Origin of the sequence: Halogeometricum limi, assembly GCF_900115785.1 — an archaeon.
GTDB classification, from domain to species: domain Archaea; phylum Halobacteriota; class Halobacteria; order Halobacteriales; family Haloferacaceae; genus Halogeometricum; species Halogeometricum limi.
Genome location: NZ_FOYS01000004.1, coordinates 63,902 through 77,792, shown reverse-complemented (window position 1 = coordinate 77,792; position 13,891 = coordinate 63,902). Strand labels below are relative to the sequence as shown.

The window sequence follows — 13,891 nt, the reverse complement described above, 5'->3', positions numbered from 1 at the left end:
TATAGAGGATGAACAAATTGGGAAATCGACTATTAGAGGCTCTTTGGTCGTCACCTGAAGAGTACTCACTTACTAGTCATCAGAAACTGTTGACCGAAGAATTAGACCAGGATCATGATCTTAGAATCTACGGTGGAATCGGAGCCGGGAAGACTTTTGCCATTCGCCATTTCTTAAGGGAAGAAGGGTCTGAATTTCTCTATTTACCAGCTTCTCAGCTGTTGGATTCTACGTCAAGTTCAGAATTAGAGGACAAGGTTGACGGATCTGAAGTTGTAGTCATAGACAACTTTGACGTAATTCCAAAAGAACGAACGTACTTAGAACAGATTCACGAGTATATAGAACATCCGTTAAGTTCATACGAACGTTCAGTTTGGCTTGTCTTTCCAGAGTACTATACTAACGAGTGGTTTGAGACAGTAATTCGAGGAATGCGTATTGTTAACACCCAACTGAACAAAATGGATACATTTACGGTGGATCACTTACTGTCAAACCTCAAAGACGCATCACCAATGGACACAGTCTCTCCAGAGATAAACACAGATCCTGCAGAGACCTTCGGATACCATACAGTGGTTAATTCCTTCATCAAAGCAAATAAAGAATAATGTCTTCACAATCAATCGTTCAGGGCCCTCCCAGCAAGTATTTCAAACAAGACAGTAGTGCGTTCAGAACCGTTGTCAAACTAGGAAAGACAAAACCAGGTCAATACGAAAAAGGGGAAATTAAAGAAAAGATCGAACAGTACGCTGCTCTCACTTCACTGGGCGACGTACACACCGATGGTCTTGCCAACATCAAAGAGCTACTCGGCGAGTACAAAAATTCTCCTGCGGGATATCCGGAAATGAAGGGGTACGGGGTAGTTGGCCAATACGGTGACGGAAAAACCCACTTCCTTTCTCAGATCCATAAACTCCTCCAAAACGAGGAAGAGATTGTCTGCCCCGAGGGGATGAATCTCCTGACTTTAGACCCCTTCAATTTCACTAGTAATCCGGCAGATATCGTTGAAGCACTGCGTGAGCGGGTAAAAGCAGAGATCGGTCCTGACGCTGCTGAGAAGATCTCTGATGTCCAAGATGACGAAACAGAAGCGGTCATTGACGAATTTGTCAAACTAGGGTTAAGTCGTGAGGAGGCAGAAGCTCGATTCAAAGATCGCGAGGTTCAGAAGCGACAAGGCCAGGATGCGGGCATAGCTTTCTCGGAAGGATGTAAGTCGATCGTCAATGAGGAACTTTACGACGCAGTCGTTCTTCTCATGGACGAGATCGAAGGCATCGTTCGTGGAGAAGACGTAAGCTTCGAAGATCTCGATAAGTATCGGGAGTTCTTCGACGAAATTGACCAAGAGACACCGGTCCTGATGATTATGACCGCACCTCGGGATCAGTGGAACCGGTTCGAACAGGTCCACGCTGCAATGATGGACCGAATGTTTGGTCCGACGCCGAGACAACATGTACGACTGCGTCCCCTCAACGAAGAGGAACTGCTCGAAACCTGGAAACTACGAAGAGAGAAATATCTTGTTCGAAAAGGTGTAGATCTTCCGGAAGTAGATAATAGCGACGTATTTCCACTCCATACTACGACTCTACGAGCGATTCATCAGATTGCAGATCGAGCAGACTCAAATCGGACTGCGATTAAACTGATGAAGGATGGATATAATTTATTCTTCAAGAATGACGAAACTCGATGGGTAAGTCCCGGCGATATATTCCTCTCTACGGACGCCCTCACAGCTGGTGACGGGGGCTTTTTTGTCAGAGATCAATTTAATCAAATCAAGAAATTTGATGAGATGGGAGTTCTCTCGAGTATTGCTGCAACCCTTGATGTGGGTATTTCTCGATCTGAGTTACTAGAAGTACTTCACTTAGATGAGAATAGTCTTGATGATCGGATTGAGCATCTGCATGAGAGAGGGTGGCTTACTCGTCGACAGAGTGGAAGCACACTAAAATACGAGCTGTCGGGTGGGAAACTTGATGCTCTGCTAAAAGAGGGAGAAGCAGAGACAGCTGGAGAACTAAAACGGATTGTTGAGAATACCATGTCCAATGTTATGGTAGATGAAGAGATCCTCTATCGTAACCTCTGTGCTGTACTCCAAGATACTGATCCGTTCAAAAGTGAGCTAATTCCTGGAAGCCATAATGACGATGAACATTATTTCATTGTCAAAAGTACATACGGAGACTTTCATGACCGACGTCTTCTTGTTGCAGTCGGGAATCAGTCTCCTGAAGAACTGGAGGAGATTCGAGACGACCAAGACGCCGAGCTCGTAATCACGATTGACTACGGTAACCACAACTACAGCAATCAAAGGATTCTGGCCATTGAGCCGGGTTCACTTAAGCAAAACTGGTCCTACGAGGTTGAAAACATAGAATACAAGCTCGAGAAGTGGATCTGTGGCTACCGTCAATTAAAAAGTGAACTTCCGGAAGGTGCTCATGCGCTAATGTCTGGGATCCAAACAAAAGTGGTCGGCCACGCTCTTGATATTGATGAGTTCGAATTCGGCAATAGGGTAGCGGACCAATTTACTCGAGTCTATCCACACTATCCGGGTCCGCTTGGTCGAATGAATAGTAATGCGAAGGATGCATATCTGAACGCGATTGAAGAAGGACTATCACGAGCGGAACTGACATGGGAAGATATCAAAGAGATCGGGAAAGCAGATGGTCAAGGATCGGTCGAAAATTACATGGACGAATGGGTCAAGTATGACCTCGCGAACGAAGTACAATCTTCTTCAATAAAAACTATCGAACTGAAGGTATCAAAATCTGAGTCGCTTATCCTGGATAGTATAAAAAACGAGGACGATGGGATGATTCATCAGGATAAACTCTTCAACCACATGTCTGTGGAGGGTTACCCGATCCCAGACATCAGAGAGTTCCTTACGATTCTCGAAAAGCGTGGCAAGGTGCGCATTGAGGACAGTACAATCCAACGGACATCAGATAGCTCGTATGAAGCTAAGATATTTTTTGATGGGGTGAACGAAGTTGCAGAATGGCTTACTTCGCCAGAGTTCCCAGAAAGTTTCCAAAGGAACGTAATTCCAAACCGAGATGAGATCGTTCGTCTTCAGGGAGTCTGTGAAGATCAAATCGAGCAAATAAAAAAACATAATAATGATGGCACATCAAACCCCGTTGAGAAATTAATCGAGAGCATCCAAGAGTTCCACGAAGCAACAATCAAGGCGGTAGAGAAGTTCAATACAACGGATTACGCACTAAAACTAGTTCAAACCAGTCGAAGAATTGAGGAAATCAAAGAGTCAGATCCCGATACAGATTATAGCTCAACTCAATATTTCAACGAGGTCAACATCCTCCAATCAAAATCGAGTGACCTGTCAAACGGTGCTCGACGATTCCTTGAACAAGAGCTGGATGCAGACAGCGAGAGTAACGTCTTTGAATCCTTGCAAGCAGTTCATGATGACATACTACCAGAGTTTAAGAAGATAGGGGTCTATAACGAATATAATGATGACGATGCTGTTAACAGAGTTCTCCGAGACTTTTCTACAGTAAGACCAGATCCGAAGGCTGTCAGAGATGCTGTAGATGCCATTGAGACCTTTGACACTCGGATTAACCTCTCTAAGCGAGTAGTTCGAGAAAGTGCAAAACTCCTAGAAAAGTTCCAATCGCTAGAGGAGACAGATCTTAGTGAATACGATGTTGACAGAGACATCGACCTGAGCGACGACGCTGCAGAGGTAATCAATCTGTATGACGCTGCTGGTGAGGCGCTCATCAGTGCGACAGAAGAAATCGAAAATACAAGCTTCCGGGGGGTATCGGAAGAGAGCATAGACTCAATAGAATCCACTGTGCAGGACGCGGCTGAGCTATACGAAAACGCCCAGGAAAAGCGGAACGAAGTGGATAAAGAAATACGTCGCCGCACGAGCTCGATCACCGATGAAGTACAGGAGATCAGAGCTCATGTAAGGGAAATAAGCTCACAACCAAATTGGACTATACTCTCTCAGATTCAGACTGCAAGTGCCCGGCAACGTGCCCAAAATTGGAGAGACGACTTTTCTGCATTCAGTGAAACCATTGAGGACGCCGCATCAGAAGTACTTGAGGTCAGGCCGTCGACAGTGTATGGACTTGCTACTATTCGTGAAAACTATGAAGAATTCATGAGCGATGGAGAGAAGTTTTCCACCTTCGCTGAGGAACTCAAAGATATCGAAGAGGACTACTACCAGTCTGAGAAGGAAAACCTTCCCCCAGGTCGACGCAAAGAAATCGAGGACATTCGTAGCAGACCACTGAAGAGCAAACCTGTGGATCGCATAGAGTCGATTCTCAATCGTATCGAACGTATCTCCGATGCAGGAGAGATTGACCGGGTCCCTATTGAAGAACGGATCAAAAAGATGGTTCGGTCCAGACAAACCGTTACTCCAGACGATATCGCACGTGAAATTCCTGATGAGGACTTCCTCGAATCAAAGAGCGAGGTAGTGAGCGCACTGAACTCATTGATCAGTACTGGCGATCTGAGTATGGGATTCGATGGACAAGTAACTATCAAATAGATATGTATATAGTTGAAGACCCTGATCACTGGTATCGAAGGGAAGGTCCCTCACCTGAGGTAGTCAGCCCTGAGGGTGATTCAGCAGAATTGATCGATGTGATGGACGCGTCGTCAATTCGGGAAATCCGAAATAGTGCAGATCGTGGAGCAGTTACACAGCTGTATATCACCAGGGACTTTGACAGTTTTGCCGCAAATTGGGAAGCGATAGCAGCCCGATCACAGGTCAAAGACGCTCCACAAGTAATCCAGTACTTCGACGACCTCACAGAGGTACTATCAAAGGTTCGCTTTTCCCTCCGGTTCTCGGATGTTATGCAGTACCAAGACTTGATCAATGCTGACGATGAGTGTGATCTCTCTCTCCGTGTGAACGCTCTTGAGCTCCTGATAGCAAAGAGAAAGGGTCAATCAGGAATCCCTCTTCCAGCACTGATTGATAAACAGCCAGTATTAGTAGCAGAGTGTCGCAACGCAGACTCTCCTGAACAGATACGAAAGACGATTCTTCGAGAGCTTCTCACCAGTGATGATTTCATTTTCGCATTGGAGGAGCCTGCGAAAGTCACGTTGGAACATGAAGCGTGGGCGATCCACATGGGATGGATCAGAGAAAACGAAAAAACACTATCAGGTGAACAGGCGCTTTCGTACGCAAAGGCAACACGAGGAGCGAAGACCGAATGGGAGTCGTATGCTTTGTTATCCCATGCTCAAGAAGCTGCAGCGTCACGGTCTAATATGCTTATTGATACGAAGCTCGAGAAGGCAAAAAACGAACTCAGTATAAGTACTGAATTGACCGATCTGGACTCGGACTTCCGGTCTGTTCTTGTTAACATTGCCTCTCCCGAGAGCTATGAGATGGCTCAACAGCTCGCAGATGAGAAAGGCGCACTCCGGTCGATTGATTCAATCGATATCGGAATAGACGAGATACGACGACATGTGAGGGAGAGTCGACCAAAAGAACTCAAAGAGAACATAATCAATAATCTGGATCAGATTCCATTAGCTCTGTTTTCAAGTTCTCCAACAAGTGGGATTCAAACAGTGGTTGATGCCCTAGAATCGGATATCCTTCTATCAGATCTTGATACAGCGATTGCGAACGAAGAAAGTCAGGTGAATAAGCTAATAACCAGACTCGAAGAGATCGAAGATTTCATTGAACCGGTTGCATCGGAAGAAGCTGCGAAAACCCGATCGAATCTAACTGACGCCCGGGAGATGATTTCGGCACTCTCCCCGACGTCACCAGAGTCTCCAACAGATTGTATCGAATTATACGATGATCAACTCGACCGGGAAGCGTCTTTATCGACTCAGTTCGGGGAAACAGAGAGGAAAATAGCAGATGCCGTCCTTAGAGTGTGTGAAGACTACATCCGTGATACTTATCGCCAGTGGGCAAACACAGATCCCACATCGCGAGAAGTCGCGATGATCACTGATATCCCAACTAAGGTTGAAAAACTCCTCGATAATCACGATCACATTCTCGTGATTGTATCTGATGGATTCGGTCTACGCCAATGGCTTGAAGCAACTCACAACAACGAGAAAATCAGCGATTGGGCCAAAAATGGGGTTGCCTCAAACACGCCCATGACGACAATCTTCCCGTCAGAAACAGGGGCAGGCCATTATTCGCTTTTCACAGGCCAATTCCCGATTGAGCATGGCAGAGACGATATTCAAAAAGCAATCAATCCGCCAGAGGGGAACCTCTTCGACCGTGCCCGAAGAGCGGGTGCATATACTCAAGCTTTGAGCTATCTCCATGATGGCGCAGGCGGCTTCAGCGAAGTTCTCGGAAGTGCTGCAGACAACTTCGTACATTTGGAAGGGCTCAGGGCAGAGGACGCTGCATTCCAGAAAGAGACTGTTAAACACATTGCAGACGTTGTAAACCAGTACGAGAAGTCGGTTCACTTTCTCCAGCATAATCAAATCGACCAACTACACGAAGGCACTGACCACATCGCAGACTCATTGATACCTGGTGTGGCAGATGATTTGGCAACGTTTGTGAAACAACTTACCAAGCGACTCGGCGACAATATACTACCTATTCTTACGGCGGATCACGGAATGGTCCGTACCGCCAATTCCAGAAAATCACTGACATCAGGAGAGGGATTGAACGCCTTGAAAAACAGAGGTGAATACTATCAAGATCTTGGTCAACGGGTTGCAGGGCTTAAAGATAATAACCAACAAAGCAATTCTTTCGGGAAGAACCCAGAAAATCAATGGTTCGAGATCCTACCTAAGCAAACCATGCAAGAGCTCAGAGCCTTGACGAAAGACAAGTGCGATGGTCGAACGCTTCGGTTTAAACGGCGGTACTATTCCGAAAAAGAAGATATGACTGCTACTCACGGAGCGTTCACATTCGACGAAATGTTCATTCCGTTTGTAGAGTTTGATACTAGTTTGATCGATAACGAGTTGCGGGCCTGACTACTCGTTGAATCCGTCAGACTGGATTCTCAATCACGAATTATTGCTCGTCCAGTCCACTTGTAACGATACTTTCTTATCAAATCTGATCCATGATAGGGCAAGATGGTTGACAACGATAATGATATTGATTCATCCAGTATATTATTGAACCAACTGTCAGAATTCGAGGCTTCTCAAGAAGATAAAGACGATACAATTTGGTACCAGTTACGCTATCTCCGCGAACATGACGTGGCCGATTACATAGGGAAACTCATTGAGGTTGGTGATCTTCATAATTGTTCCCACGAAGATCTTAGATCCCTGGCGAACGACGGCTATTCTCACTTTGGGATATTCCGGCTGAAAGAGGATCGGTCCACGACCACTCTGGTACAAGACAAGGAAGATAATGTGTACAAAGTATTCTCATTTAGTCGCTCTAACGTCAAAGTCTCACATCGTGTAGAAATATCGGTATTAGGTCAGAACAATCGTTCTTGAAGCCGTATGCTCGTTATCCTCTCTCAATTTGAGTAGGGTTCATATCGTAAATATACAACAATATTTGTTAAACAAAACTCAGTTAATGTCTTTCAATAAGATATAACATACACAATTAATCAATCCAATTTTTCCAATCAATATGGCCTCAAGTTTAATATTTTAGTGGATGATATGCCCTATTTCTGGACATATATTATGGGTGGGGTGGATAACAATCAATATTTTCCTATGATTTCCACGAACCCAAAGCAAATTATTAGTGCTCCTATCGTAGAGAGAATATACATACATATCAAATTTGGAATGGTTTGAATCCCACTAATGTTTGATGTGATCCTATTTCCGAAGATTGAGACTGTAAGTAGTATAATGGAAATTACTGAAACGGCTACTACCAATCTCAAAGGCGTGTTATTGTAAGTATTCTGATTGGATCTTTTAATTTGCTTGGTATTTCGGCGCATATGTTCAATATGTTCGTCTGAGATCTGATAATGATAGTACGTAATCCCAGATCCAATCAATGTTAAAATGAGTATTCGTAATTGGTCGACAACATCTACACCATTAGAGGAGGAACTAGAAAACATAGCCATAAGAATAACAAATATGGCGGATGCGAAGGCTAAGAAATTTAAATTATAAAAGTCCAATGTTTGAAAAAAGAATCTATTACCTGGTTCTTCATAATCTCTTGGTATAATTTTATCGTAGTCGTTGTCTTCTAAAAATTCACTCTCTATATTTGATATTTGAATGAGATTCCTATTGAACCAGCGAGAGGATACAATTGAAAGGTTCATTCCCCAAAATCCAATGATTATTGAGAAGACTGCTGCGTAGAAGATCGAAATCGACCCTTGGAATCCAGCTGAAAATGAAACTGCGATGGCTGCAAAAGCCGCGATGAATGACCAAATTCCCCCTTCAACACGTTCCACACTTTCCCAAAGCTGATCATACATTTGGAGTAGAAATTCTTCACGGGCGCTTATGCTATTCTCCGGACTGGGTTCGGGCTCAGTTGAATTATCTCTCTCGTCGCTCATACTAGTGTACTAACCCCTCTCCTATATAGGATATTATCCTCAATAGTTAGTAGTAATTGATTTATGAGGTTTGGTGTCTACCGAATCACGTTTCTGGAATAGCTCCCAATCTAACTGGGGAGCAGTTATCTGATCTTCGTGGTATTCATTTAACTTGAGGAGAAGTCTATCGGCTGCACGTATCGTTGCAATACGAAGTTCGAGCTCCATCTGGCTACATTCTTCAATAAATTCGCCAGAATCGATTTTTTCCGTTAATGATCGATCGTATTCCAGTATGTCATAATATCTTAGGATATTGGGTATGTTGTAATCTGAAAACACCGTAAATTCCATTGGATCGTGTATCATAAATTTGTTACTCTCATGAAATCTTCCATAGAGAACTGCTATTGCGAGTTGAGAGCGTTTTAGAAAGTGAATTTCTCTATCACCATGTTCGGTAGCTATTGTAGCACAGTCTCGATATGGAGGGAAATCTTCATTCAGGATCTCAAGGAGACCATTCCCGTCATGATAGAGATAGCTTGCAGCTCCAGACACTACTGATGAGAAATTGCCGTCGTATTTATTTACTAGAATTTCCCCAATCTGATTAAGTATTTTGACTCTCTCATTCAGAAGTGGGATATCTGGTCCAGAAGATGTGTGGAAAATATTTTCTACATCACTTTGTGACAGAGACTGCAAATATTCACCATTCGTAATGGGTATTCCATTATCACAGGCACGCTTCAAACACGCCCACATACCAAACGCTCCTGTCCAGGTCTGTCCGTTATATTCTGATCGGAATTTTTCTCCAGATTCGTAATCCCGGAACTGAAAATTTATCGAATTACCGACAAGAATGTAATTAATGACACTCTCAACAGACTCGTCTGGATCATTTTCATCAAGAAATATCGAATGTCGCCATTCGGGGATCTCTAACTTAGCGTTCTTCAATTCAAATGCCAGATCAGAAATCGCCATGTTATTGATTTTTATGTGATCTAGCGGGTCAGGTGCCTGTTGGAGACTATCCCTTACGAGATTCATCAGTCCATTATTGATACCTATCGTGTATATAAATGACTTTCTCGAGTCGTCAAAAATTGAGCTGCTATCGGTTTTCCTCAAAAAATGTTTCTACAATCAAGCTCAAATGATATTCAATCCACTGTATTCCCGATAGTACCAATCTCTAACCTTGAAATCTAACTTAGCTATAGAAGTTGATAATAGTGGCTTTGTTCTATATTGACTTACCTGCGAAGTTGGGCAATAGTAGTGCCGTCGCAATTTTTCATGTGGATCAATCCATCGTCGGATAGGTCACTGAGCAGTTCTCGAAGCCATTCTCTGCCGTGATTCCCTTCAGGATTATAGTCGACACGAATCTTTGGTCCCAGTTCGTCCAGTGACAGTTCGTCGTACTCACTTAGCACTCGAACAATCCGCCCCCGAAACTGCCGTCGACTCCCCTCGAACTCAGGCTGCGTCGGAACGTCCGGCGCAGTAAAATCACCCGTCTCGTACGCGTAGCACCATTTCCGCCACGGACAACCCTCCTCGTCACACTTCGGAGTCTTTTGACAGGCCACTCCGCCCAATTCCATAATCGCGTTGTTCCACATACGTGACTCTCCGGGCGGCATAAGGGCGTTCGCGAGGGTTTCGTAGTCCGGATCGTCCGCATTATGGATTTCGTCAAACGCGCGGTGCAGAACCCGTTTGACGTTCGTGTCCACCACGGCGTCCCCGTTGTTGAACGCGAACGAGGCGACGGCGTTGGCCGTGTAGGGGCCGACGCCCATCAGTTCGGAGAGTTCGTCGGGCGTCTGCGGGAACTCGCCGTCGTACTCCTCTCGGACCTGTCGGGCGGCCTCGTGCAGGTACTTCGCGCGGTTGTTGTAGCCGAGACTGTGCGAACTCCAGAAGGCGACGACGTCGCTTCGGTCTGCGGCCGCGAGGTCGGCGGTGGTCGGCCACTCGTCGAGGAAGTCCTCCCACGCCTTCACGACGCGGCCGAGTTGCGTCTGCTGGCTCATCACCTCGCTCACGAGAATCTCGTAGGGGTCTTCGGTCCGCCGCCACGGGAAGTCGCGGTGGTCCGCCTCGTACCACGAGACGAGGGCGTCGCGAACCGCGTCGAGGTCCTCCGGGAGGGCGGGGGCGTCGCCGTCGTCGAGCGACGAAGCGTGGCCGTCGGTCATCGTCTCTCGGTTGGTCGGCGGGCGTTTATGGATGCTGATTCGCCGACGAGGGGGAGTCGCGGGCGGCCGTCTCGACGGGGTCGAACAGGGCCGTCGTCACGTCCACCGGGTCGGGACCGAACGCGAGGAGCGACCGGATTCGGGCGTGGGCCGGCGGGAGACGCGCGAGCGTCGCCCCCGCCCGAAGCGCGGTTCGGCGGAGCACGGACGGTACGTCGTCGCGGACCACGAGTCGCGAGAGGACTCGTTGGCCGACGAGTTGGGCGTCGAGTACCTCTCTGACCGCGGACCTCCGGCGGGTCGCGTACGGTTCGAGTGCGTCCTCGGCGACGACGCCCTCGCTCTCGCGGAGGGCCGGAACGACGGCGGCGTGGAGGGCGGCGGCGTCCTGAATCGCCAGCGCGTTCCCCTGCCCTCCCAGCGGTGAGGCGACGTGGGCGGCGTCGCCGAGGAGAGCGAGGCCGTCGCGCGTCCACTCGGGGGCGAACCCCGGCGACACGTCCAGGAGCGAACACTGCTCGAAGTCGGTCAGCGAGTCTTCCAGTGCGGGTCGGAGGCGCGGGTCGACCGCGGCGATTCGGTCGCGGAACGCCTCGATGCCGGCCGCGCGGAGGTCGGGATAGGTTCCCTTCGGAATCACCCACCCGAGTTGGACGTTCGACCCGAGACCGAAGTACAGGAGGGGGCCGTCGTCGCCGATGCGGGCCTGGATGTCGTGGGAGGCCCACCCCGGCACCTTCGTCCAGACGATTTCGAAGTCGGTGTCGACCAGTCCCGCGTCGATGCCCGCCGCCTCGCGAACCGTCGAGAACCGCCCGTCCGCGCCGACGACGAGTCGCGCCCGTACCGTCAGGCTCTCGCCCGTCTCGCGGTCTCTCGCACGGACGCCGGTGACGACGCCGTCTTCGACGAGGAGGTCCCGGACGACCGTCGCGGGGCGGAAGTCGAAGCAGTCGAACCGCGTAGCGTCGTCGACGAGCGTCCGGAGAAGTGGTGACTGCTCGATAGAGAGGACGAAGTCGTGCGGCGGGGCGAGCGTCGTGAAGTCGGCGAACGTGTAGGACCGTCCGTAGACGACGACGGCGAACCGCGACATCCGCTCGTGCGGGAGGTCGAGAACGTCGGCCAAGACGCCCATCTGGTCGAAGATGCGAAGCGCCGACGGTTGGAAGGCGAACCCCCTGAACTCGCGGTCCAGCGTCGCGTGGCGTTCGAGGAGCGTCGTCCGGACACCGCTCCGCGCGAGGAGGCCGCTCAGGACGCACCCACCGGGACCCGCACCGACGACGACCACGTCCGTCTCCAGTTCGCGCTCGGTTCCGCGCCGTTCCCGCCCGTTCGCGTCGTCGGTCTCTGGTCCCATGCCCGAGCGTAGGTCGCCCAGCGGAGTGGCCGTTTCTCCGGCTATGCGTGGTGTGTTTATATGGATTCAAATACTCTTCCCGGCGTGCGACACGTTCGATTCAGCGCGTCGCCGGAGGGCGCGCTCAGACGACCGCTGTTCGACCTGCTGGCCGCGAGCGACTGGGTCCGCGAGACGCGTCTGGTCAACTGGACGCTCGGGGGCGAACGGCCCGCCGCCCTGTTCGTCGTCCGCGGCGACAGCGTCCGGTTCGAGGCGGCACTCGCGGGCGTCCCCGACGTCCACGCGTACGACGTCCAGCACACCGGCGGTCCGTGGTTCGCGCTGCACGTCACGCTGGTCGCGACGATGCCGCTGACGGCGCTTTTCGACGCGCTGACGCGCGGCGGGTTGGTCGTCGTCCGTCCGATGGTCTACCGCGGGGGTCGCGTCCGCGGGAACCTCGTCGGCCCCGCGGACGACGTCGCTCGCGCGGTGGAGACGCTCACCGACGGGGTGGCGTTCGAGGTGGAGTCGGTGACGGAGTTCGACGTCGGCGGCGAGTTTCCGGCCGCGACGCTGACCGACCGACAACTGACCGTCGTCCGCGCCGCCGTCGAACGCGGCTACTACGACGCGCCGCGCGGGACGACGCACGAACGACTCGCGGACGAACTCGGTCTGTCGGCCAGCACCGTCGGCGAACACCTCCGCCGCGCGGAGGCGAAACTCGTTCGGGGGTCGCTGGCCGGGTACGACTGACGCCGCGCGGAGTCGCAGGAGCCTTACCTCCCGCCGTTCTCGGCCGTGGGTATGGGACTCGACGAACTCACAGACGACGTAGAGGCCGCCTACACCGACATCGACGCCGAGTCGACGGTGTCGCTCGACCGCGAGACGCGCCACGAACTGGCGATGCTCTCCGCGGCGTTCGAAACCGACGAGGTCGACGAACTGCTCCGCCGCGCCGTCCACCTGCTGTTTCAAACCACCGTCGACCGCGGGACGCTCGATTTCCACCTGCGGCAGGGCTACGACGTGACGTACGACGAGTACCTCTCGGGGATGACGTACGAGGAGATGACCGGCCAGGACCAGTACCCGCAACGCGACGACGAACGACGCTACCAGATGTAGGCCGGGTCAGCGGAGTTCGACGCCGACGGCGACGCCGTCTCTTCTCACGTACCGCGTCTCCGCGTCGGGTTCGACCGCGAAAACGCGGAGCGACACGACGAGTCGTGCGCCGTCGAGCGACGCCCGAAGGAGGACGCCTTCGCTCGTGACGACGACGTACGGCGGGGCGGCGACGGGCGGGGCGGGCATCGGATGGCCCGTCACGCTCACCAGGTCGGCGAGGACGTTCGGGAGGTGCAAGAGGAGTCCGGAGGCGTCCAGTGCGTGTTCGAGGGCGGGGACGACGCTGTCGCGGTCGGTCGTCCACGCCGCAGCCGACTCGTCGTCTCCTTCGTTCGACTCGTCGTCTCCTTCGTTCGACTCGTCGTCTCCTTCGTTCGACTCGTCGTCTCCTTCGTCCCAGTCCCCGTTTTCACTCGCCCACTCGGCGACGACGGCGTCCGCGCAGGCGACGAGTCCGTCCAGTACCTCGCGATGTTCGGAGCGGAGGCGCTTCTCGACGCGGGTTGTCGTCTCGGACACGAAGGAGGATTCGAGAGTCGACGGAAAAGAACGCCGGTCGGACGCCGACTCGCCCCCGTCAGGCGCGGTGAGTCGTCGGTCACCGA

Annotated in this window: 10 protein-coding genes; 5 read left to right on the top strand and 5 right to left on the bottom strand. The window is 50.7% G+C overall.

Translation table 11 applies throughout. The features are described from left to right. Nucleotides 1-89 precede the first annotated feature (89 nt). From BM282_RS18190 to BM282_RS12190, 3 genes are read left to right on the top strand one after another with little or no spacing between them, the layout of a single operon-like run. Nucleotides 90-614: a hypothetical protein gene (locus BM282_RS18190; protein WP_139229721.1), complete on the top strand. Its 525-nt coding sequence runs from the start codon at nucleotides 90-92 to the stop codon at nucleotides 612-614. Continuing rightward, nucleotides 614-4,600 (top strand): hypothetical protein, encoded by a 3,987-nt coding sequence (locus BM282_RS18185; protein ID WP_139229720.1) that lies wholly within the window; start codon nucleotides 614-616, stop codon nucleotides 4,598-4,600. Before BM282_RS18190 ends, BM282_RS18185 begins: the two co-directional genes overlap by 1 nt. 2 nt (nucleotides 4,601-4,602) lie before the next feature. Next, nucleotides 4,603-7,068, top strand: coding sequence for an alkaline phosphatase family protein (locus BM282_RS12190; protein WP_089881356.1), 2,466 nt, complete (start codon nucleotides 4,603-4,605; stop codon nucleotides 7,066-7,068). A 704-nt stretch (nucleotides 7,069-7,772) separates the two neighbouring features. Here BM282_RS12190 and BM282_RS18180 read toward each other — a convergent pair. The 4 genes from BM282_RS18180 to BM282_RS12175 form a co-directional block, all read right to left on the bottom strand. Further along, entirely contained in the window at nucleotides 7,773-8,606 is an 834-nt protein-coding gene (locus BM282_RS18180; RefSeq protein ID WP_139229719.1) for a hypothetical protein, read from the bottom strand. 39 nt (nucleotides 8,607-8,645) lie between these two features. Then, the gene (locus tag BM282_RS12185) at nucleotides 8,646-9,647 is read right to left on the bottom strand and encodes a queuosine salvage family protein (RefSeq protein ID WP_089881353.1); all 1,002 of its coding nucleotides are present in this window, start codon (nucleotides 9,645-9,647) and stop codon (nucleotides 8,646-8,648) included. Nucleotides 9,648-9,853: 206 nt separating this feature from the next. Then, on the bottom strand, nucleotides 9,854-10,804 hold the full coding sequence (locus BM282_RS12180) for an A/G-specific adenine glycosylase (protein WP_089881352.1): 951 nt from the start codon (nucleotides 10,802-10,804) through the stop codon (nucleotides 9,854-9,856). Nucleotides 10,805-10,829: 25 nt separating this feature from the next. Then, entirely contained in the window at nucleotides 10,830-12,167 is a 1,338-nt protein-coding gene (locus BM282_RS12175) for an FAD-dependent monooxygenase (protein ID WP_089881349.1), read from the bottom strand. 84 nt (nucleotides 12,168-12,251) lie between these two features. Between BM282_RS12175 and BM282_RS12170 the strand changes: the two genes are divergently transcribed. Next, nucleotides 12,252-12,908, top strand: coding sequence for a helix-turn-helix domain-containing protein (locus BM282_RS12170; RefSeq protein WP_089881347.1), 657 nt, complete (start codon nucleotides 12,252-12,254; stop codon nucleotides 12,906-12,908). Between the two features lie 51 nt (nucleotides 12,909-12,959). Continuing rightward, a complete protein-coding gene (locus BM282_RS12165) occupies nucleotides 12,960-13,283 on the top strand; it encodes a hypothetical protein (protein WP_089881344.1) in 324 nt (107 codons plus the stop codon). A 6-nt stretch (nucleotides 13,284-13,289) separates the two neighbouring features. Here the strand turns inward: BM282_RS12165 and BM282_RS12160 are convergent, their stop codons facing one another. Then, nucleotides 13,290-13,805: a hypothetical protein gene (locus BM282_RS12160; RefSeq protein ID WP_089881341.1), complete on the bottom strand. Its 516-nt coding sequence runs from the start codon at nucleotides 13,803-13,805 to the stop codon at nucleotides 13,290-13,292. Nucleotides 13,806-13,891: the final 86 nt, after the last annotated feature.

What these genes read in the sequence shown, in the direction of transcription:
- BM282_RS12180 (WP_089881352.1), bottom strand. Translation starts at nt 10,804, where the DNA reads ATGACCGACGGCCACGCTTCGTCGCTCGACGACGGCGACGCCCCCGCC.
- BM282_RS12175 (WP_089881349.1), bottom strand. Translation starts at nt 12,167, where the DNA reads ATGGGACCAGAGACCGACGACGCGAACGGGCGGGAACGGCGCGGAACC.
- BM282_RS12190 (WP_089881356.1), top strand. Translation starts at nt 4,603, where the DNA reads ATGTATATAGTTGAAGACCCTGATCACTGGTATCGAAGGGAAGGTCCC.
- BM282_RS12185 (WP_089881353.1), bottom strand. Translation starts at nt 9,647, where the DNA reads ATGAATCTCGTAAGGGATAGTCTCCAACAGGCACCTGACCCGCTAGAT.
- BM282_RS12165 (WP_089881344.1), top strand. Translation starts at nt 12,960, where the DNA reads ATGGGACTCGACGAACTCACAGACGACGTAGAGGCCGCCTACACCGAC.
- BM282_RS18185 (WP_139229720.1), top strand. Translation starts at nt 614, where the DNA reads ATGTCTTCACAATCAATCGTTCAGGGCCCTCCCAGCAAGTATTTCAAA.
- BM282_RS18180 (WP_139229719.1), bottom strand. Translation starts at nt 8,606, where the DNA reads ATGAGCGACGAGAGAGATAATTCAACTGAGCCCGAACCCAGTCCGGAG.